The organism is Neobacillus kokaensis, from assembly GCF_014656545.1.
In the GTDB taxonomy this organism is placed as follows: Bacteria; Bacillota; Bacilli; order Bacillales; family Cytobacillaceae; genus Neobacillus; species Neobacillus kokaensis.
Genome location: NZ_BNDS01000020.1, coordinates 61,581 through 83,097 on the forward strand (window position 1 = coordinate 61,581; position 21,517 = coordinate 83,097).

Consider the following 21,517-nt stretch of genomic DNA (forward strand, 5'->3'; position numbering starts at 1 on the left):
CATTGGAATTATGTAGAAATGTGCCTAATTTACGTAGAAAAGTCCTTGACTATGTAGAAATAATCGCTCAAATTAAGAAGTACTCCAATTTATTCTAATTTTTGTAGAATTCCATTGGAATTATGTAGAATAGTGCTTGAATAATGTAGAAAAAGTCCTTGATTATGTAGAAATATATTAAAAGAATCCATTACCTAAGAGTATGAATAAGGCTTTTTGTAAAATGTTTTCCTCAAAGTCAATTTAGACATAAAATTGTCAAAACAATCATTGATCTTATGTAGGAATATTGGAGGCTTTATAGAAATTTAAACAAGGTAAAAAACCACAGGGAGGGATTAACCTTGTTTGTTAAAGATATAGAGGTACCCAAGTTATTAGAGCAAGTTGAAGCACTGGAAGGGAGAATTCCTGAGAATCATCATGCAATTCCGGAAGTTAAATTGAAAATTAAATCTTTAAAGTCAGGCTTTAATGGAGAAAAAACAATTAATTATTATCTAGGTCAGTTACCTCAAGAGAAATATCATATATTCCACGATCTACGATTACCATATGGAACTGGATTTTTTCAAATCGATGCACTACTTCTTTCCAGAAAAATCAAACTCATATTTGAAGGGAAAAATCATTCCGGAAAATTACATTTTGATATGAATCAAATGATCCAGGACTATAATGAAAATCGAGAAATTTATGAGAATCCAATATCACAGGTGAATCGCCATAAAATTTTGTTAGATTATTTTCTGGAACAATATCAAATTTCACGCATTCCAAGTGATTTTTATGTAATGATTTGTAAACCTACGACCGAAATTATTATACAACCCGGATATACAGAAGGAAATAAAAGAATACACAGAGCAGGGAATTTACTTAAGCTTATTGAAGCAAATGAGAAAAGGTTCAATTGGGAGTTTGTAAATGAAGAATCAATTGAAAATATTAGCAGTCTTTTATTACAGAGTCATACTCCAAAAGAGCACGATGTTCTAAAGATGTTTAAGATAGAAGAGGAAGATATTATAACTGGAGTACACTGCCCAAGGTGTTTGCGTCTTCCAATGACTTATCATCGAATGAATTGGCTCTGCCCCTATTGCCAGTTTGTTTCTAAAGATGCACATCTAAAAGCAATTAAGGACCACTTTTTAATTTACAATACTCCTTTAACGAATTCTAAAATCCGTACATTTCTGCATCTTCCAAACACGAGAATAACTACCCATATCTTATCATCAGTTCATTTACCCCATTCAGGAGTTAGTAAAGGCCGTATCTACCTCAAACCTTAACCCACAATATACCAATTATGTTTTCCCTGAAAAAACTAACACTATAAAAAACAATATAGGGGGAACATGGATGAAAAGATTAATCATTACCACCATTTGTATGATGCTCATATTGATTCCAAATGTTACATATGCAGTGTCCAATCATCCGATTCATTGGGGGTTTAAAAAAGCGGTCAATGAGCAGCCGCCCGAAGCGGGGACACACTATGATCAGCTGCTCGCTAAATACGGAGCTTTTTACAAAGGGAATCCAAGCACCAAAACGCTATACCTAACGTTTGATGCAGGCTATGAAAATGGCTATACGCCGCAAATTCTTGAGGTGTTAAAAAAGGAAAAGGTCCCGGCGACTTTTTTTGTAACAGGACACTTCTTAGAGTCGCAGCCCGAACTGTCGAAGCAAATTGTAAAAGAAGGCCATATTATCGGCAATCATTCTTGGAGCCATCCGGACTTCACCACAATGAGTGAAGCAAAAATTCGAGAAGAACTGGAAAAGGTAAAGATTAAAACGAAAGAATTGACCGGCCAGAAGGAAATGAAATATCTGCGGCCGCCGCGCGGTATTTTTAGCGAAAGGACAATGCAGGTTGCGAAAGAGTCGGGATTCACACATGTTTTTTGGTCCCTAGCTTTTGTCGATTGGAATATTAATCAGCAAAAAGGCTGGCAATATGCTTATGATAACATTATGAGACAAATCCATCCTGGCTGCGTTTTACTGCTCCATTCTGTTTCCAAAGATAATGCTGATGCCTTGGAAAAAGCAATTCAAGATTTGAAAAAGAAAGGCTACGAATTCAAGAGTCTTGATCATTTAATGAGGGGACAGTAAACCGGATTTCAATAGAAATCCGGTTTTATTATTCTAGAAATTACAAATATTTATTTACAGTTTGATTAATAAAACTTATTATAATCCTAAGAATAATTGAAAAGATCGAACAGTGGTTGTTATATCGATGGCCTTAGAGGAGTCTTTTTCATGTCGATGTATTATAAAATTGTTTTATTTCAGGTCTTAATTGTCCTCTTTCCTATATTCGTTTACCATTTATTTTTTCATGAAAGTGATCGTGAACGAAGAAAACCTTATTCAAAGCTATCCATTTTATTAATCATCATCTTAATTTTTTCCATGTCATTTCCAATCGAATTTACGGAGGGTTATATATACGATTTCCGGGTTATTCCGATTATCATTTCATTTGTATATGGCGGACTGATTCCTGGCCTGATTACGGGAGCTGTTTTGATCATTTATCGCTTTATCATTGGCGGTGACGGATTCAATGTTGCTCTAGTCGATTTTTCTCTTACTTGTGTTCTGCTGATTTATATGGAATATAAGCTGAAATTCTTTCAAAAAAAGAATAAAATTCTGTTTACGAGCATTGTATTTTGGGTGAATACCTTTATTGTCATGCTGACCTTATTTACAAAGGACCAAAGTTCACAATTAAGTTTCGTGTTTATTTATTATACCATTACTTGGATTTGCATGATGATGGTTGTATTTGTCATTGAAAATGTAAACCAGCAAATGGCCATTCGTGAAAAATTGAAACAGGATGAAAAGTTAAATGTAGTCAGTCAACTGGCGGCCTCCGTTGCCCATGAAGTGAGAAACCCGTTAACATCGGTTCGTGGCTTTCTACAGCTCATTTCCGAAGACGATAACTTGCGGGAGTCACAGAAGGCCTATATAAAAATTGCCGTAAATGAGCTTGATCATGCTCAATCCATCATCAATGATTATCTGTCCCTGGCAAAACCTCATACGGAAGAAATGTCCTCTATTAATATTTCGGAAGAGGTCATGAAAACCGTAGCACTTATGACATCGTATTCTAATATTCAAAATATAACCATTGAAACAGATATCCAGGATTCTCTTTTTATAAAAGGTAACAAAGGGGAAATTAAGCAGGTTCTAGTCAATATTATGAAGAATGGGATTGAATCGATGAATATAGGAGGAATTCTTAAGGTCCGAACATTTGAAAGAATAGGGCTGATATTTATCGAAATCATAGACAGCGGCAAAGGAATGACGAAACAACAGCTAAAAAATCTTGGCACCCCGTTCTATACTACTAAGGAAAAAGGCACTGGCGTTGGCCTCACTATTTCATTCCAGCTAGTTCACGCGATGAAAGGCAAAATCACAGTCCAAAGCCAACCCGAAAAAGGCACAAACTTCACCATCCAATTCCCAAGCGCATAATTAAAGCGCTTGGGAATTGGATATGTTTTTTTGTAAATTGGTGCCTGACACCACTCGTGGACATTTGTTGTTGTGGGGTGGACATATTTTCTGGAATTAGGTTTTTCGTTATTTCGTGCTATAATACGTTGATATTAGATGAAATAAGTCTATGCTTTGTGATAAACAAGCATTGTATTAATTTGGAGTGAAACATATATGAAACTAGATCAATCCATTAAAATCCAGCTGAAGCAGACATTCCCATTGACGATTAAACGGCTCGGGATTAATGGCGAAGGCGTCGGTTATTTTAAAAAACAAGTGGTGTTTGTGCCTGGTGCTCTGCCAGGAGAAGAAGTGGTGGTAGAGGCAACAAGGATTCATCCTAAATATGCGGAAGCGAAGATTAAGAAGATCCGTATTAAATCTCCTCATCGGGTCAAACCGCTGTGTCCGGTATATGAGCAATGCGGCGGATGTCAGCTGCAACATCTGGCCTATGACCAACAGCTGAAGGAAAAACGCGATATCGTTATTCAAGCACTAGAACGTCATACCAAGCTAAGACTAGAAAACCTCCATATCCGTGAAACAATCGGGATGGAGAATCCTTGGGGATACCGTAACAAAAGCAGCTTCCAAGTCGGTGAAAAAAATGGCAAGCTGCTCGCAGGTCTATACGGTATGAATTCTCACCAGCTAATTAACATAGACCAATGTGCCGTCCAGCATTCACGTACAAATGAAGCAACCGCTATCGTCAAGCAAATTCTGCAAGACCTGCAAATCCCAATTTATAATGAGAAAACTCGAAAAGGAACCATTCGAACCATTGTTACCCGTGTCGGGGTACAGACAGGGGAACTTCAAGTTGTGTTAATCACATTAAAAAAAGAACTGCCGAAAATGGAGCTCATCATTAATGAAATTCAAAATCGGCTGCCTAATGTGAAATCAATTGTTCAAAATATTAACGGTGAAAAAACATCACTCATTTTTGGCGAGGAAACTATGAACCTTGCAGGTGAAGATTTCATCCAAGAAACACTAGGTGATCTGCAGTTTGAGCTGTCAGCTAGAACCTTCTTTCAGTTGAATCCGGTTCAAACTTTAGTGCTTTATAATGAAGTAAAAAAAGCAGCCGCTTTAACGGGAAAAGAAAAAGTTCTTGATGCCTATTGTGGTGTTGGAACCATCGGGTTATGGCTTGCGGACCAAGCAGCAGAAGTCCGTGGTATGGACGTGATTGCAGAATCAATTGAAGATGCCAAGAAAAATGCGAAACGTCATGGATTCACAAATACAAAATATGTGCCTGGGAAAGCAGAGGAAGTTCTGCCGAAATGGGTGAAAAAGGGTTGGAGGCCAGATGTTGTCGTGGTTGACCCGCCTAGAACGGGTCTTGACAGTCAACTGCTTCAAACCATTTTGCAGGTAAAGCCCGAAAAACTTATCTATGTTTCCTGCAATCCTTCCACATTAGCGAAGGATATTCAAGTATTAAGTAAGAATTATGAAGTAAAATATATTCAACCAGTGGATATGTTTCCGCAAACGGCGCATGTGGAATGCGTGTCACAACTCATTTTAAAAGAAGGCAGTTAACCCTTGGGTGCTGCCTTTTTTCGTGCAGATTAAATATATTATTTTGATAACCTCCTCGAATGAAAAAATCTCCATTAGGGTAAAAATGTCTCCAAAGGTTAAATTTCATTGATCAAGTCAAATATATTTTTTAGGTTTAGTCTGATGATCTGCTGCAGTGGGTCTATATAAGTCGGAAACGGAAATCAATACAGATTATTTCAGAGCCAATATTAAAGATCAACGAAGATGATAAAGAGTACCTCGATATTTTTTAAACTTGATTTTGGTAATACAAAAAGGTTGAAAACATTGGAAAAATAAAGGAGTATGTAAGTTAAATAAAATCATAAAAAATGACTAACCCACGATAAACAAGGAGAAATAATTCTATGATTAAATTTGAAAATGTATCAAAAAGATATCCAGATGGAACAGCTGCTGTTGACTCAATACAATTTGATATTCAGCAGGGCGAGTTTTTTGTCATTATCGGACCAAGCGGGTGTGGAAAAACAACGACCCTGAAAATGATCAATCGGCTGATTCCACTAACAGATGGCACGATTTTCATTAATGGAAAAAAAATAAGCGAGTATGACATCCATGAGTTAAGATGGAATATTGGATATGTACTGCAACAGATTGCCTTGTTTCCTCATATGACGATAGAGGAAAATATTGCGATTGTTCCTGAAATGAAAAAATGGGAAAAGAATAAAATTAAAACGCGAATTCATGAACTTTTGGATATGGTTGGGTTAGATCATGAAACGTACGCCCACAGAAAACCTACCGAACTGTCCGGCGGTCAACAACAAAGAGTGGGGGTTATCAGGGCACTTGCGGCAGACCCTGAGATTATCTTAATGGACGAGCCGTTTAGTGCCTTAGATCCAATAAGCCGGGAAAAACTTCAAGATGATCTGTTAGATTTAAAGAAAAACCTCAAAAAGACCACTGTTTTTGTCACTCATGATATGCGGGAAGCATTAAAACTAGCAGATCGTATCTGCATCATGAAGGAAGGAAAAATTGTTCAAATCGGAACCCCTCATGAACTTGTTACAAACCCAGCCAATAATTTTGTAAAAGATTTTGTCGGGGCTAAAAACGGAAATTGGACCAGTGAAATTAAATTGGAAGATTTACTTGAACCAGTAAAAGAAAATGAAATGGAGCAAGCCTATACAATTACAGCACCGGTGTCAACTCCGTTGAAAGAAATATTGGAGATTCTATACGAGCATGAACAACTGACAATAGAAAAGGATGGTAAACTAATCGGCCATATTAATCGGGGGTCTGTAATGAAATATCTTTCTACAACTATCACGGAGGAAAGGGGTCTGACAAATGAATGATTTTTTACATATATTTCTAGAGAGAAAAGCTGAATTATTAAATGCTTTATTAGATCATATCCAGATATCATTTATCGCCCTTTTCTTTGCAGTAATCATTGCTATTCCACTAGGAATTTATATTTCAAGGCACAAAAAGGCAGCAGAAGGGATCATCGGGATAACATCTGTCATTCAAACCATTCCGTCTTTAGCTCTATTGGGTATACTAATTCCTTTATTCGGAATTGGAAGAGTGCCGGCCATCATCGCCTTAGTTGCCTATGCACTACTACCTATATTAAGAAATTCATATACGGGGATTAAAGAAGTCGATCCTTCATTAATTGAAGCAGCTCGAGCAATGGGGATGAATTCAAGAAAAAGATTAATCAGAGTGGAAATACCGCTTGCAATGCCAGTCATCATGGCAGGAATCCGGACAGCAATGGTGTTAATCGTAGGAACAGCTACCCTTGCCGCATTAATTGGTGCTGGAGGGCTTGGAGATCTTATTCTTCTAGGAATTGATAGAAATAATACAAATCTAATTTTACTTGGAGCAATACCAGCTGCTTTACTCGCAATCTTATTTGATTATTTACTTAAAAAATTTGAACATCTATCATATAAGAAAACCTTTATATCACTTGGGACAATTGCATTACTGGCTTTCCTTGTTATCGTAACTCCATTTTTGGGACATCAAGACCAAAAAATAGTTATTGCGGGAAAACTCGGCTCAGAACCGGAAATCTTAATTAATATGTATAAAATCCTAATCGAAGATGGAACAGACCTGCAGGTTGAATTGAAACCAGGTCTAGGCAAAACCTCATTTGTTTTTAATGCACTTAAATCGGGAAGCATTGATATTTATCCGGAGTTTACAGGCACATCCATTTCAGAGTTTTTAAAAGAAACTGCCAAAAGTACCGATCGTGAAGAAGTCTATCTGCAAGCTAAAGATGGTATGTTGGAAAAGTTTAATATGGTTATGCTGAAACCAATGCAGTATAACAATACCTATGCGTTGGCAGCATCAAAAGAGCTAGCTGATCAATATAAGCTAGAGACCATTTCTGATTTAAAAGGAATTGAAGACAAGGTGAAAGCTGGGTTCACATTAGAATTTTCCGACCGGGAAGATGGTTATCGTGGGATTCAATCATTGTATAATATTCAATTTCCAAATCTCGTTACGATGGAACCCAAGCTGCGATATACAGGTGTCGAATCAGGTGACATCAATTTAGTTGATGCCTATTCTACAGATAGTGAATTGCGACAATACGGATTAAAAGTTTTAGAAGATGATAAACATTTATTTCCACCATACCAAGGTGCACCATTATTAAGAAAAGAAACGGTTGATCGCTATCCTGTAATAGTAAAAGCATTAAATAAATTAGCTGGAAAGATTACAGATGATGAAATGAGAGAAATGAATTATCAGGTGAACGTAGATGGAAAAAGCCCAAAAGAGGTTGCTGAGGAATATTTGAAAAAAGAGGGTTTATTAAATTAAGGAACTTTTCCGCAGGACGATTTTTGGTTAATAAAGGTTATACAATTTTATAATCACAAAAGAAGATGGCTGTTAAAGAATTTTGAAAGAATTCAAATAGACATCCATCTTCTATACTTTATTATTGATAAAGTTGTTCGCTGTTCCCTACAGTAGGATTTTGATAGTTAGCCATATATTGTTGAATTTGGTCGGAATTTTCCGGAACAACTTCGTACATTGCACCCAATTTGGCAATATCCGCCGGCGCCGCGTTTTCAACTGGGTAATACCCTTTGGATGCCATGTATTGCCACATATCATAGGCGTGTGAACAGCTCATCATAAATGCTGTTTGACAAAATGAACGAATTTCAGGATTGACCATCTCCATTGCTGCCCAAGCATATTCACGGCCTGCTCTTTTCAAAGTTAAAAGATAGGCTGTGGCCATTTCCCGATCATTCATATTTTCTACCATAGTTCTAGGCTGAACAGCCGGAGCAGGCGAAACCATTTGCAGGGTTTGGTCGGAGACTTGTCTGCTCTCACTTAACAAGGGCAGTTCCTTTGTAGCCCCCTCCATTTTATTTAAAAATTCAACCTTCATATTGTAATCTCTTACATGTAGTGGTAAATGTCGTTCGAGAATCTGTTTAAACTCTGGGTCTTGGACATGATTCAGCATATATCCCATGTTCGTTATTGAGTTCACACAGCTCATCGTTAATTCATTTAAGTCATGCAATTCATGTGCTGCTAATTTCATTTTTTACCTCCAGGCAGTATTTGAAAATCATCTTTATCATGTTCCGAATAGAATCAAAAAATACAAATAACCTTTTGGGAGTCCTTATATTATTATTTTGAAATCTAGTTTGTAATCATGTAATATTAGATAAATCAATTGGTGCTGGGACATGATACAGGCACGAATTTTTTTATGGAGGTCAATTGTGGATAATAACGATATTTTAATTCGCTTAAGGTATGCATTGGAAATAAAGAATAAGGAAATGGCTGAAATCTTTAAACTTGGCGGAGTGGATGTAACTGTGCCGGAAGTAATTCAGATCCTAACAAAATCAGATGAAGAAAGTGACGATCAAATCAAATGTAATAACAGTATGTTAGATTCCTTTTTAAACGGGTTTATTATTTTTAAAAGAGGAAAACAAGAGTCCAAGCCTGGACAGCCGGATGCACCAGAGTCATCCATTAAAAAAAGTGCAAATGTTAATAATCTCCTGTTAAAGAAAGTAAAAATAGCCTTAGCATTAACAACTGAAGAGATGCTAGACCTGTTCAGCCAAGCAGGAATCACAGTAACAAAGGGAGAACTCGGCGCTTTGTTAAGGAAAGAAGGGCATAAAAATTATAAAGAGTGCGGCGATAAATATGCCAGAAACTTCTTAAAAGGGCTGGCGATTAAATACAGGGGATAATATGATACATACCTATTTAGGTGAGACAATTCGTTTTGAAATCAACTACAAAAATCGTACATCTTTCGGAATTACGATTGATAGCTACGGAAATATTGAAGTTCAGGCTCCAAAAGCGACACCTGATGATAGAGTTATTCAGTTATTAGAAGGAAACTGGGAGCTTATTCAGCAAAAATTAAAGGAAATGAACGATAGGCTGCAAGGACCGGAGAAAAAGGTTTATGAGTATGGGGAACATTTTCTCTATTTAGGAAACACCTATCCTATACAGATTATCCAAGATATTAATTTAGAGGAAGAACATGTAGTATTTGAGGAAGGAAAACTCCGTATTTATGTAAAGAAATCTGACCCTGAAAAAATAAAACAAGCTTTAAAACGGTTTTATTATCAGAAGTGTAAGGCTTTAGTGGAGAAAAGTATATCCTTCTATCAAAGCAGCTTTAAAACAAAACCACGTTCCATTCGGATTACAGATAGCAAAACCACATGGGGAACCTGTGATTCAAAACAGCAGTTAACCTTTAATTGGAAACTGGCAATGGCACCTAGGGAGGTAATTGACTATGTAGTGGTTCATGAAATGTGCCATATGGTACATCTGAATCATGACCGTTCTTTCTGGCGCCTTGTAGGTAAAATAATGCCAGATTATAAGGAAAAGGAAAGTTGGTTGGCATTATCCAGTTGGAAGATGACTGTTTAGTTGTTCTACTATTAATAGTTCATAATGATAAAACCGTAAAGCAGCCTTTCTTAGTTAATCATGAGGTTCATTAACTGCAAATAACCCATAAAATTTATCAGCGTTTTATTTTCGGTGCAATACATGATGGTAAAAAACACCTATGCAAACTAGGTGTTTTTTAGTATTTATTTATAAATTCATATAATTCTAAATATTCATGCAAATGGAATTACATTAGACTATAATGGATATTGATGGAAATATAAGGGGGTAATAAATATTGAAGAAAAAGTTCATTGTGCCTGTAGCTCTGTCGTCTGCGTTGTTGGTAGGTTCGGTTCCAGCTTTTAATGTTTTTGCAAAACCGGTTGATTCAAAGGTGGTTAGCAGTGTACAAGCTTCTAAGAAGTGGAATGAGAAAGCAAGCGTTCCTTTATTTGTGAAGGAGAAATTTGCAGAGAAATTCTCTTCAAGCACCTCTTCCAGTGCCTTAAATTATTTAAAGAAAAACGAAGATAAAATTGGGCTTAAGAATCCGGACAAAAACCTAAAAGTAAAAGATATACAATCAGATAAACTTGGTATGACTCATGTCCGATTTAATCAGACAATCAATGGGGTTAATGTAGAAGGCTCCGAAGTTATTGTTCACTTTAATAAAAATAATGAAGTCGTATCCGTTAACGGAAGAGTAAATCAGACGCTTGCCGAAGAGACAATGGATACAACTGCTTCCTTAAGCAGTGATGCTGCACTTAAGGCGGCATTGTCCTCTGTTAACGCTCCAGAAGAATTGACATATGAGCCAATTACGGAGCTTGTGGTCTATCCTTTTGATGGTGAAAATCATACAGCTTATAAGGTAAACGTGAACTTCATGGGGGATGAGCCAGGAAACTGGTTTGTCTATGTCGATGGAAAAACTGGGGAAGTCATCGACAAGTATAATGGCTTAATGCATGCGGATGAAATGAGAACACAAAAAGGTGCTGGAAAAGGGGTGCATGGCGATCACAAAGAAATACATATTTCTCAAGTAAAGAACCCGAACTCTGGAACCAAGTTTGCCTTAGCAGACTACTCTCATAAGGACCTTGATGGTATACTCACATATGATGCTAAAAATGATAATGATTCCAGAAACGATACTTTATATGTTGGGGATTCTGCTGCATTTATCGGTGACTACGATCGGGCTCTTGTCGATGCACACTATAATTCGGAAAAGGTATATGACTATTACCTTAATGAGCATGGCCGTAATTCCCTTGACGGCAAAGGAATGGCAATCATTTCTAGGGTCCACTATGGCAACAATTATAATAATGCATCCTGGAATGGACGTTGGATGACGTATGGTGATGGTGACGGTGAGTTCTTTATTTCACTATCAGCGGGTCTTGACGTTGCTGCCCACGAAATGACTCACGGCGTCATCACGCATTCAGCAAATTTAGTATATCGCAATCAATCAGGAGCACTAAACGAATCATTCGCTGACGTTTTTGGTGCCCTTGTTGACGATGATGATTGGGAAATGGGTGAGGATATTATGGCACCTGCTGCTAAGGCTGAAGGTGTTACAAGGTTACGCAGCTTAAGCAATCCAAACAGTGTTGTCGTTAGCAACGAACAAAGAAGGGCTTATAGTACAAATGGTGGAGTCTATCCGGATCATATGGATGAATTTTATCATATGCCAACATCTGTTGATGGGGGCGGTGTCCACGTTAACTCCTCGATCACAAATCATGCTGCATACTTAATTGGTCAAGAAATTGGCAGGGAAAAATTAGGGCAGATTTACTATCGAGCGTTAACGGTCTATTTAACGCCGAATTCTGATTTCAGCGACGCACGTCGGGCAATTGTTCATTCTGCCATCGATTTATATGGTGAAGGCAGCGCGGAAGAGAAGGCAGCCAATTCCGGATTTGATGCGGTGGGAATCTATTAAGTATAAAATAGTATTGTCTGCAGGAATATCCGTTCGCGGCTTTTAGAAAATAGTAACTTATAATATAAATACAAATTAAGGCTGGATCTTATAGGGGTCCAGTCTTTTGTATTTTCCAAATTATAAGGGAAAAAAACAGATGCTAGTGCAGCTTATGAAAATTGCCGAATTGTTTCGGTAGAATCCTAGTGGTGTCAGGCACTTTTTGCCCTTTACATTCTGCTATAGCTTCGTTATATTCAAAATAGATTGAATATACTGGAAACCAATCGTGCTGTGGGGGGAAGCCTGTGAATCTTACCTATTTTTTGTTTTTTATTTGCATTATTGTATGTACGCTCATTATTACATATTGGGCCGCTAAGCGAAGCAATACGACGAACCGCTTTTATACGGCTTCTGGAAGTTTAACTGGTTTACAAAATGGACTGGCTATATCTGGTGATTTTATTAGTGCTGCCTCATTTTTAGGGATTGTGGGTACTATTGCGATTCATGGTTATGATGGATTCCTATATTCAGTCGGTTTTTTGGTTTCCTATTTGGTTGTGATGTTTCTAATCGCTGAACCAGTTCACAATCTCGGAAAATATTCTTTGGCCGATGTGATCTGTTTTCGTTTTAAAAGTAGCACGTTACGCTCTATCATAGCGTTTGGTACTTTAATGATTTCATTTCTTTACATGGTTCCGCAATTAGTTGCTTCCGGGTTGCTGCTTCGGCTGCTGCTGGATATTGACTATTCCATTTCTGTTATGGTGATTGGCGGCTTGATGACGATTTATGTTGTATTTGGCGGAATGATTGCCACCTCTTGGGTACAGATTGTCAAAACGGTTGTTCTCTTGTCAGGCACATTCCTGCTTTCATTAATAGTTTTATCACGTTTTCATTGGAATCCTTCTGCTATTATTACCGAGGTCATTCATCAATCACCTCTCCGTGAGCAATTTTTTATGCCTGGGAAGCTTTTGCAAAGCCCGATCGAATTAATTTCCCTGCAGCTGGCGTTATTGCTTGGAACAGCAGGTTTACCGCATATTCTGATTCGTTTTTTTACTGTCCGAAATACAAAAGAAGTGCGCAGGTCAATCCTTAGTGCGGTCTGGGTGATCGGCCTCTTTTATTTAATTACACTTATTCTCGGCTTCGGGGCGATTACGTTAATTGGGTATGATAGATTAGTAGCAGCTGATGCAACTGGTAATCTTGCTGCCCCGTTATTGGCAAAGGAACTCGGCGGGGACTTTCTATTGGCTTTTATTTCTGCCATTGCTTTTACAACGATTGTAGCGGTTGTGGCAGGATTGGTCATTTCCGCAACCACCGCTTTTTCGCATGATATATATCATCATATTATAAAAAAAGGGGGAGCATCGGAGGAAGAGCAGCTGCGTGCAGCAAGATTGACGGCACTTGGAATTGGCTTGATTTCTACTATTTTTGCATTGCGTATGGAAAATATGAATGTGACATTTTTGGTATCATTAACCTTTACAGTTGCTGCTTCAAGTAATTTTCCTGTTCTCTTATTAACGATTTATTGGAAGCGTTTCAATCCAGCAGGAGCCATTGCAGGAATGATAACAGGGTTAATTGCGTCGCTAGCCTGTTTAATCTTGGGACCCCATATCATGAATTCTGCCGGAGGATGGATTGCAACCGACCCGCTGTTTCCTTTATATAACCCCGGAATAGTTGCCATCCCAATTGGTTTTATAAGTGCCATCATCGGCAGTCTGCTTTTTAGAAAATCTTCTCAGGCTAATGAAGAAGAGATGACAGAATTTTTTATTAAGGCACAAACCGGAATAGATATAAGGGGAAAAGAAATGTGAAAGAGATAACGATTATTTTATTTGAACGTCTAGGGCTATTATTAATTATTGCCTTTGTATTGACAAGGTTTCCAGGATTTAAATCATTATTATATAGAGAATTCAACCTAAAGATGTTACTTGTTCATTCCGGTGTATTTGGTCTATTCGGGATAGCGGGTACGATGGCAGGCATTGTGATGGACGGGGAGACCATCAGTCATTTCGAATTTGTTGTGAAGGCTGTAGAAAAACATCAATTAGTAGTGAGTTTAAGTCTTGTTGCGATTGTGATTGCAGGACTCCTCGGAGGTCCGATTGTTGGAATGGGTGCAGGGATCGTTTCCGGTATTCATTTATTAATGCTTGGCGGTGTAGGCTGGATTGCAAACGGTTTAGTAAACCCATTAACGGGGCTGCTTGCGGGATTGACAGCGCGCTTTTTTTCACAGGAGCGGGTTATTCCACCACTCAAAGCGTTATTTATTGGTATTTTCCCACCGGTATTGCATATGCATCTATTGCTTATTTTTCATCCGGATACCATTGAAATCGTAAATAAAATTGGGTTGCCGCTCGTGTTATCAAATAGTCTTGCAATTGCAATTTTCACTGCTATGATCACAATTGTTCTTAAGGAGCAGGAAAATGAAGCAGCACTGGCTACGAGAAGGGCACTAACGATTGCCGAAGAAGCACTTCCGTTTTTAAAAAAGGACCACCCTAAAGAAATGGCCCACGGGCTTTGTAATCTGTTAATGAATCGCTTAAAACTTGCCGCTGTATCGGTAACAAATAAACAGGAAGTGTTGGCACACAAGGGAATGGGGGAGGATCACCATCAGCCTGGCCAGCCTGTTTATCAAATGCTTGCCTATGAAGCAATTGAGACTAAAGAGATGAAAATAGCTGCTGCACGTTCGCAAATTGAATGTCAGCATAAGAGCTGCCAGTTTGAAGCAGCCATTATCATCCCGATTACAGAAGCTAATGATGTTATGCTGCTCATCACCTTTTATTTCAAAAAAGCACATCATATCCGTCCTGTTGAGCTTGTTTTAGCTCAAGGGCTTGGGCAATTACTTTCAAACCAGCTGAATGTACTTTCTGCGGAAAGCTTGAAGCTTCATATTCGTGATGCGGAGCTCCGAAATCTTCAAGCGCAAATTAATCCCCATTTTCTGTTTAATACATTGCATTTGATTGCTACATTATTTCGGGAAGATCCAAAAAAAGCTCGTCACATCACCGTTCAGTTGGCCCATTATATGCGCTTTAATCTGAAACTGGTTTCCAATCCGCTAGTACCATTAGAAAAAGAATGTGATCATGTGAATGCGTATATGGAAATTATTCAAGCGAGATTTTCCAATCGGTTGAAAATTATTTTTCACCATCCAGAAATGATTCCGGATGTTAATATCCCGCCTTCGACAATCCAGCCTCTAGTGGAAAATTGTATTCAGCATGGGCTGCGAAATATCGCAAGTGATGGAAAAATAGAGGTAATCATTCAACAACGAGACAGCCTCCTTCAGGCGATTGTGCGGGATAATGGCATCGGCTTTCCAGAAGATATACTGAAAGAGGTCACGAAGAAACCATTGACCAATCATCAAAATAGCGGAATTGGTTTATACAATGTCAACCAGCGTTTAATCAGTTTATTGGGAGAAGAAGCAAAATTGCATGTTCGTAATCTGCCTGAAGGGGGAAGTGAAATTTCTTTCCAAATTCCATTTAAGGTTCAGGCATAAGAGGGGTGTTCTATTATGAAAATTCATGCCATGATTGCTGAGGATGAACCGATGGCAAGAAAAGAATTGATGTATTTGTTAACGCAGGAAGATGATGTTGAGCTATGTCCAAATGCCGAAACAGGGGAACAGCTATTACAATTGTACAGTGAATATGATCCTGATGTGATCTTTCTTGATATTCATATGCCTGGCATTTCGGGAATAGAGGCGGCTAAACATCTAATGGACCAGGCCGTTCACTTTCCTCCGCTGATAATATTTACTTCGGCCTATGATGAGTATGCCATTCAGGCATTTGATATGGAAGCCGTCGATTATCTATTAAAGCCTTTCGATGAGATACGTTTTCAAAAAGCTATGAAACGACTGCGAAACCGATTACTGCAGCAGGAACGGAAACTGATGGAACCGTATTATTCCAATTTTAAATCATCCGGCCCTGCGAAGTTTCTGATTGACGATGGGGAGCGAACAGCGGTCTTATCACCGGAGATGATTTATTATGCAGTTCCGCATAAGCGAATGCTAGAGGTCCATACAAAAGACAGAGTCATTTTAAGCCGGATTACATTGCAGGAATTGGAAAAGAAGCTGTATGGATATCCTTTTTTTCGGACACATCGCAGCTATTTAGTAAACTTAAATTATATTAAGGAAATTACCCCGTGGTTTAACGGAACAAGCAATATAACGCTTAAAGATATGGAGGGCATTCAAATTCCGGTCAGCCGAACCGCACGTAAAATGTTGTTTAAAATGTTTGAACAGAATGGGTGATGGATTCCCCGTCAACGGCGCAGCAATTGACGGGGGAATTTTAGACCATTAATCCCTGAATTAGAACCATTTACACATTCAGAACGACCATTGAAACAAAAATCCTCCTTGGTTGATTGAATATTCATATAATTAAGTAAACGCTTTCAATGTAAAAAAATGGGGAGGATGATTTATTTGAATGATCAAAACGAAAAATCAAAGGTAAATTATGTCCAAGTGGAACAAAGTGAACAGTTTCAACAATTTATGAACAAAAGAAAAAAGTTTATCGTACCGTACACAATCTTTTTTCTCGTATTCTACTTTTTACTGCCAATCTGCACTTCTTATACGTCTTTTCTTAATACACCGGCAATCGGTGATATTTCGTGGGTATGGATATTCGCCTTTGCACAATTTGTGATGACATTTGTTTTATGTACTGTATATGTAAAAAAGGCCGGGGCGCTGGATAAAGAAGCTGACCAGATCATAAAAAATCAGGTTCAAAAAGGAGGGGCTGCTTGATGAGTATGACAGTCATTGTCCTCTTTCTGGCTATTGTCCTATTAACACTTGTGATTACGTATTATGCCGCAAAGAACACGAAAACTACCGGTGACTTTTATACAGCCGGCGGGGGCTTAACTGGCTTTCAAAATGGGATTGCCATTTCTGGTGACTACTTGTCTGCTGCTTCCTTTTTGGGTATTGCTGGTGCGATTGCCTTAAATGGCTTTGACGGATTTTTCTACAGCATCGGGTTTTTGATTGCCTATTTGGTTGTTATGTTTTTGGTAGCTGAACCTTTAAGAAACCTTGGAAAATATACGCTGGCGGATATGATCAATGCCCGCTTTGATGCTAAGAAGGTAAGAGGTGCAGCAGCTCTTAGTACAATTACAATTGTTATTTTTTATATGATTGCGCAGCTAGTTGGAGCAGGTGCCCTAATCCAATTGCTATTTGGCATTAAGTATTGGATTGCCGTATTAATCGTTGGTGTGATGATGACAATTTACGTATTATTTGGCGGGATGATGGCAACAAGCTGGGTGCAAATTGTCAAAGCCGCTCTCTTAATGGCTGGTATGGTAATTATCTCATTTCTCGTATTAATGAAGTACAACTTTAACATTGGAACGATGTTTACTGAAGTAAAAACGGCTACAAGCCATGGTTCGGCATATCTCAAACCTGGCATTCAATATAAAGATGGTCTTGGAACCCTTTCCCTGATGATTGCATTGGTACTGGGAACTTCCGGGCTGCCGCACATTCTCATGCGATTTTTCACCGTAAAGGATGCTAAAACGGCAAGAAGCTCTGTAATCACGGCTACTTGGACGATTGGTATTTTCTATATCCTAACGCTTTTCCTCGGGTTTGGTGCAGCCGCGTTTGTCGGTCAATCGAAAATACTTGAGGCAAACCCTGGCGGAAATATGGCGGCACCATTATTGGCTAAGGCGCTTGGCGGTGAATTGTTATTTGCCTTTATTTCCGCTGTTGCGTTTGCGACAATTTTGGCGGTAGTGGCCGGGCTGGTTTTGTCAGGAGCATCAGCATTCGCTCATGATCTATATGGACAAATTTTGAAAAAGGGAAAGGCAACCGAACGTCAGCAAATGCTGGCTGCTCGTTATGCTTCTTTGGCGGTATCTGTATTTTCGATTATTTTAGCCTTAGGTGCACAAAAGCTAAATGTGGCATTTCTTGTTTCACTAGCATTTTGTATTGCCGCAAGTGCGAACTTACCGGTTATTCTTTATACAGTTTATTGGAAAAGGTTTAATACAACCGGGGCGATTACGGCCATCTTGACCGGACTGATTTCTGCGCTTGTGTTGGTGGCTCTTAGCCCAAGTGTAATGTCGCCTGTTCCGGGTGCTGCTTTAATTACAGGAGATCCAATCTTCCCATGGGCAAATCCGGCATTGGTCTCTGTACCACTCGGCTTTTTAGGAGGATATATCGGAACGATCCTATCGAAAGAAACGGATCCTATACGCTATGCTGAAGTAAAGGTAAGAGCAAACATTGGATATAATGAGCAATCCTGAATAATAAATGATAAGAGGGTTTTTCCAAAAGGTTAACTTTTGGAGAACCTTCTTTTTTTGTGGATTTAGAAAAACTTGTATGAGAATTTTAAATTAATGGAAAATCAGCAAGATATTAAAAGAGAAATAATGTAAAATAATATTCGCAATCATTTCTTGTTATTTAATTGTTAGGAGGACTTTTATGCTGAAAAGCTCTTTATTGTTAATTTTTACTTTTATCATTTCGATAGGATTAATTGGCTGCCAATCAACTAGTAGTAATGTAGAAACACAGAATTCACCAGATGAAAAGGCAATTCAAAATGAAAAAATGGCACTTGCAGATGGGGATTATAAAAAAACAAAAAATAATATCAGTCAAGAGGCAATAACTAAGCAAGAAGGAGCAAAGAAACAAAAAGAAACATCCGGTCAGGAAAAAAACGGGGCTTTTACATATAAAACTTATTCAAATCCTAAAGCTGGATTCTCTGTTGAATACCCTGCAACTTTTTTTCGGTCTCCCGCACCTACATACAATGATGGCAGGGAATTTTATAACGAAGATTGCACCATTATAGCAAGTGGAATTTACATCAAGGTAAAGGATAAGAAGGCAATCGCCGCTTATTATAATCGAGCACTTGAACATGTGACTAGTTCCATTGCATACAAACGATTAGGGCATGATTGGTACGTAATATCTTATAAAGAAGGAAGTAACACTGTATACCAAAAAGCGATTATTAACAAGGGTACGATCTCTACATTGAAAATAACCTATCCATCTAGCAAACAAAAATATTATGAGCCAATGATTAACCGAATTTCCAGCACGTTTAAAGGGTGACAAACGAAATGATTGGCAAGCAGAGGAATAAGGGTCAGACCTTCAATACAGAGAAGATCTGACCCTTTACAAATCAGTATTATAGAAACATTTTTTCTAATTCTAATGGTTCGATGTATTCTCCATCTTTGTAAGCACGCATGTTTCCGCCGGAGATTTCATCGATGAGCACGATTTGTTTGTCCTCTCCGACTCGTCCAAATTCAAATTTAATGTCATATAGCTCGATGCCTTTTTTGGCAAGTTCTTCTTTGACGACATTTCCGATTTGCTGAGTCAGTGACTTTAACACTTGGTATTCATCCTTCGATAAAATGCCGAGCATATCCAAAGCATCTTCACTGATTGGCGGATCTTGGCGGCCGTCATCCTTCAAGGTAACCTCAACGAAGGCATCAAGCGGCTGCCCTTCTTCCGCGTATAGGCCATATCTGCGTAAAAAGCTGCCAACTGCTCGGTATCTGCAAATGACCTCAAGCCCTTTTCCAAATACCTCTGCAGGTTTAACGGTCATTGTTGCCTGTTCGATATCAGCGTCAATATAATGGGTGGGGATTCCTTTTTGTTTTAAAATTTCAAAAAAGAATTTAGTTAATCTCAAACCTGCTCGCCCTGCGCCTTCCATTGTAAGGCCAACCGTGTTTGCACCTGGATCAAAGACTCCGTCAACCCCTGTCACATCATCCTTAAATTTAAGTAGATAATTTCCATCTTCCAATTCATAGACATCTTTTGTTTTACCGGTGTAAGAAAGCTTCATATTAAAATCCCCTTATTTATTAGATTTGGACCAAAATTCTCTTTTCTCAGAAATTATTATAATATAAAAATCCTAAAAATAGCAGAAATTAAATGTTTCCAACATTAAGAGAAAATATTTATATTATTTGGAGTGAAGTAACATTTCTATTATTCTGAATTTTTTCTTTCATTTTTTGGATAACAGGAGTAATATAATCATAAGAAGTCTTTATTTTAATAAAATGATACCGGGAAATTCATAGGGGGACACACGAAATGAAAGCTTATCAAATTGAAACAATCTTAAGCACTAATCGCAAGCCAAAGCCAGATCCTGAACATCTTGAATTTGGACGCACTTTTACAGATCATATGTTTATTTTGGATTACACAGAAGGAACAGGCTGGCACAATCCACGTATTATCCCATACCAGCCTATCAGCTTAGACCCTTCCTCCATGGTTTTCCATTATGGACAAACTGTATTTGAAGGATTAAAGGCATATAGGACCAAGGACGAGCAAATTTTTCTCTTTAGACCTGATCGTAACTTTAAAAGATTGAATCACTCCAATGCTCGATTATGTATTCCGCCAATTGATGAGGACTTAGCTTTAGAAGCATTAAAGCAATTGATTTTGGTGGATCGGGAATGGATTCCTCAGGCTGAAGGAACATCTCTTTATATTCGCCCGTTCATTATTTCTACAGAACCACATTTAGGGGTAGCGCCTTCTGAAAACTATCAATTTATTATTATAATGTCACCGGTTGGTTCTTACTATAAAGAAGGTATCCATCCGGTAAAAATAGCAGTAGAGCAGCAGTATGTACGGGCTGTAGCCGGCGGAACCGGTGAAGCCAAAACGGGTGGGAACTATGCCAGCAGTTTAAAAGCACAGGAAGTAGCGGACAAAGTGGGCTATTCCCAAGTGTTGTGGTTGGATGGACGAGAAAATAAATATGTTGAAGAAGTAGGCAGCATGAATATTTTCTTTAAAATTAACGGCCAGGTAGTAACTCCTGCTTTAAATGGAAGTATATTAGCAGGTATTACAAGAGATTCAATTATACAACTTTTAAAACACTGGAATATACCTGTAGTGGAACGAAAAATTTCGATAGATGAAATTTATCAAGCCTATAAAGATGGTTTGCTTGAAGAAGCATTTGGAACAGGGACAGCAGCTGTTATTTCACCAATCGGAGAGCTTTTATGGAAATATGAAAAGCTTGTTATAAATAGCCGGGAAATCGGCAAGCTGACTCAAGAATTGTATGATACATTAACAGGCATTCAAAATGGAACGAAACCAGATCCGTTCGGCTGGAGTGTAGAGGTCAATTCAGGCAGTTTAACTTATTGAAAATGAGAATAAATATTTAAAGAAATTTCAGGGACCTCAATTGCGAGGTCCCTGTGGCCGTTCTGATGGGGGACCCCATCTTATATTTTTATAGGCGACTGAGCCCCCAAAAAATGAGGTAGCAGGGTAGCCAATAGAGC

18 protein-coding genes are annotated in these 21,517 nt (G+C 38.3%); 16 read left to right on the forward strand and 2 right to left on the reverse strand.

The genetic code is table 11. The features are described from left to right. The first annotated feature begins 344 nt into the window (after nt 1–344). The 6 genes from IE222_RS19080 to opuFB all read left to right on the forward strand — a co-directional run bounded on the left by IE222_RS19080 (nt 345) and on the right by opuFB (nt 7,965). Nucleotides 345–1,298 carry a nuclease-related domain-containing protein gene (locus tag IE222_RS19080; protein WP_191275590.1) on the forward strand — a complete coding sequence of 318 codons (954 nt, stop codon included), beginning with the start codon at nt 345–347 and terminating at the stop codon, nt 1,296–1,298. A 70-nt stretch (nt 1,299–1,368) separates the two neighbouring features. Continuing rightward, nucleotides 1,369–2,136, forward strand: coding sequence for a delta-lactam-biosynthetic de-N-acetylase (pdaA, locus tag IE222_RS19085; RefSeq protein WP_191275591.1), 768 nt, complete (start codon nt 1,369–1,371; stop codon nt 2,134–2,136). Nucleotides 2,137–2,286: 150 nt separating this feature from the next. Next, a complete protein-coding gene (locus IE222_RS19090) occupies nt 2,287–3,528 on the forward strand; it encodes an ATP-binding protein (protein ID WP_191275594.1) in 1,242 nt (413 codons plus the stop codon). Between the two features lie 198 nt (nt 3,529–3,726). After that, complete coding sequence (rlmD, locus tag IE222_RS19095) at nt 3,727–5,115, forward strand: 23S rRNA (uracil(1939)-C(5))-methyltransferase RlmD (RefSeq protein WP_191275596.1); 1,389 nt, start codon at nt 3,727–3,729, stop codon at nt 5,113–5,115. Between the two features lie 371 nt (nt 5,116–5,486). Further along, nucleotides 5,487–6,458: an ABC transporter ATP-binding protein gene (locus IE222_RS19100; RefSeq protein WP_191275598.1), complete on the forward strand. Its 972-nt coding sequence runs from the start codon at nt 5,487–5,489 to the stop codon at nt 6,456–6,458. Further along, the gene (opuFB, locus tag IE222_RS19105) at nt 6,451–7,965 is read left to right on the forward strand and encodes an osmoprotectant update ABC transporter permease/substrate-binding subunit OpuFB (protein ID WP_191275600.1); all 1,515 of its coding nucleotides are present in this window, start codon (nt 6,451–6,453) and stop codon (nt 7,963–7,965) included. Before IE222_RS19100 ends, opuFB begins: the two co-directional genes overlap by 8 nt. A gap of 121 nt (nt 7,966–8,086) precedes the next feature. Here opuFB and IE222_RS19110 read toward each other — a convergent pair whose 3' ends face one another. Beyond that, complete coding sequence (locus tag IE222_RS19110) at nt 8,087–8,713, reverse strand: spore coat protein (RefSeq protein ID WP_191275602.1); 627 nt, start codon at nt 8,711–8,713, stop codon at nt 8,087–8,089. 187 nt (nt 8,714–8,900) lie between these two features. Here IE222_RS19110 and IE222_RS19115 point away from each other — a divergent pair, with 187 nt between their 5' ends. The 9 genes from IE222_RS19115 (at nt 8,901) to IE222_RS19155 (ending at nt 19,268) form a co-directional block, all read left to right on the forward strand. Then, the gene (locus IE222_RS19115; protein WP_191275604.1) at nt 8,901–9,389 is read left to right on the forward strand and encodes a YehS family protein; all 489 of its coding nucleotides are present in this window, start codon (nt 8,901–8,903) and stop codon (nt 9,387–9,389) included. A gap of 1 nt (nt 9,390) precedes the next feature. After that, on the forward strand, nt 9,391–10,098 hold the full coding sequence (locus IE222_RS19120; RefSeq protein ID WP_191275606.1) for a M48 family metallopeptidase: 708 nt from the start codon (nt 9,391–9,393) through the stop codon (nt 10,096–10,098). Between the two features lie 262 nt (nt 10,099–10,360). Continuing rightward, nucleotides 10,361–12,037: a M4 family metallopeptidase gene (locus tag IE222_RS19125; protein ID WP_191275608.1), complete on the forward strand. Its 1,677-nt coding sequence runs from the start codon at nt 10,361–10,363 to the stop codon at nt 12,035–12,037. Between the two features lie 290 nt (nt 12,038–12,327). Next, the gene (locus tag IE222_RS19130) at nt 12,328–13,875 is read left to right on the forward strand and encodes a solute symporter family protein (RefSeq protein WP_191275610.1); all 1,548 of its coding nucleotides are present in this window, start codon (nt 12,328–12,330) and stop codon (nt 13,873–13,875) included. Then, a complete protein-coding gene (locus IE222_RS19135; protein WP_191275612.1) occupies nt 13,872–15,611 on the forward strand; it encodes a LytS/YhcK type 5TM receptor domain-containing protein in 1,740 nt (579 codons plus the stop codon). The genes IE222_RS19130 and IE222_RS19135 overlap by 4 nt, the downstream gene beginning before the upstream one ends. A gap of 15 nt (nt 15,612–15,626) precedes the next feature. Further along, nucleotides 15,627–16,391: a LytR/AlgR family response regulator transcription factor gene (locus IE222_RS19140; RefSeq protein ID WP_191275614.1), complete on the forward strand. Its 765-nt coding sequence runs from the start codon at nt 15,627–15,629 to the stop codon at nt 16,389–16,391. 168 nt (nt 16,392–16,559) lie between these two features. Then, nucleotides 16,560–16,901, forward strand: coding sequence for a DUF485 domain-containing protein (locus tag IE222_RS19145; RefSeq protein WP_191275615.1), 342 nt, complete (start codon nt 16,560–16,562; stop codon nt 16,899–16,901). Beyond that, nucleotides 16,901–18,436 carry a solute symporter family protein gene (locus IE222_RS19150; RefSeq protein WP_191275617.1) on the forward strand — a complete coding sequence of 512 codons (1,536 nt, stop codon included), beginning with the start codon at nt 16,901–16,903 and terminating at the stop codon, nt 18,434–18,436. Before IE222_RS19145 ends, IE222_RS19150 begins: the two co-directional genes overlap by 1 nt. Nucleotides 18,437–18,620: 184 nt before the next feature. Then, complete coding sequence (locus tag IE222_RS19155; RefSeq protein ID WP_191275619.1) at nt 18,621–19,268, forward strand: hypothetical protein; 648 nt, start codon at nt 18,621–18,623, stop codon at nt 19,266–19,268. A gap of 79 nt (nt 19,269–19,347) precedes the next feature. Here IE222_RS19155 and IE222_RS19160 read toward each other — a convergent pair whose 3' ends face one another. Continuing rightward, entirely contained in the window at nt 19,348–20,028 is a 681-nt protein-coding gene (locus tag IE222_RS19160) for a phosphoribosylaminoimidazolesuccinocarboxamide synthase (protein ID WP_191275621.1), read from the reverse strand. A gap of 257 nt (nt 20,029–20,285) precedes the next feature. Between IE222_RS19160 and IE222_RS19165 the strand changes: the two genes are divergently transcribed. After that, nucleotides 20,286–21,377, forward strand: a complete 1,092-nt coding sequence (locus IE222_RS19165) for a branched-chain amino acid aminotransferase (protein WP_191275623.1) — start codon at nt 20,286–20,288, stop codon at nt 21,375–21,377. Nucleotides 21,378–21,517: the final 140 nt, after the last annotated feature.

Coding starts and splice junctions, on each gene's coding strand:
- pdaA (WP_191275591.1), top strand. CDS start 1,369: ATGAAAAGATTAATCATTACCACCATTTGTATGATGCTCATATTGATT.
- IE222_RS19090 (WP_191275594.1), top strand. CDS start 2,287: ATGTCGATGTATTATAAAATTGTTTTATTTCAGGTCTTAATTGTCCTC.
- rlmD (WP_191275596.1), top strand. CDS start 3,727: ATGAAACTAGATCAATCCATTAAAATCCAGCTGAAGCAGACATTCCCA.
- IE222_RS19100 (WP_191275598.1), top strand. CDS start 5,487: ATGATTAAATTTGAAAATGTATCAAAAAGATATCCAGATGGAACAGCT.
- opuFB (WP_191275600.1), top strand. CDS start 6,451: ATGAATGATTTTTTACATATATTTCTAGAGAGAAAAGCTGAATTATTA.
- IE222_RS19110 (WP_191275602.1), bottom strand. CDS start 8,713: ATGAAATTAGCAGCACATGAATTGCATGACTTAAATGAATTAACGATG.
- IE222_RS19120 (WP_191275606.1), top strand. CDS start 9,391: ATGATACATACCTATTTAGGTGAGACAATTCGTTTTGAAATCAACTAC.
- IE222_RS19140 (WP_191275614.1), top strand. CDS start 15,627: ATGAAAATTCATGCCATGATTGCTGAGGATGAACCGATGGCAAGAAAA.
- IE222_RS19145 (WP_191275615.1), top strand. CDS start 16,560: ATGATTTATTTGAATGATCAAAACGAAAAATCAAAGGTAAATTATGTC.
- IE222_RS19150 (WP_191275617.1), top strand. CDS start 16,901: ATGAGTATGACAGTCATTGTCCTCTTTCTGGCTATTGTCCTATTAACA.
- IE222_RS19155 (WP_191275619.1), top strand. CDS start 18,621: ATGCTGAAAAGCTCTTTATTGTTAATTTTTACTTTTATCATTTCGATA.
- IE222_RS19160 (WP_191275621.1), bottom strand. CDS start 20,028: ATGAAGCTTTCTTACACCGGTAAAACAAAAGATGTCTATGAATTGGAA.
- IE222_RS19165 (WP_191275623.1), top strand. CDS start 20,286: ATGAAAGCTTATCAAATTGAAACAATCTTAAGCACTAATCGCAAGCCA.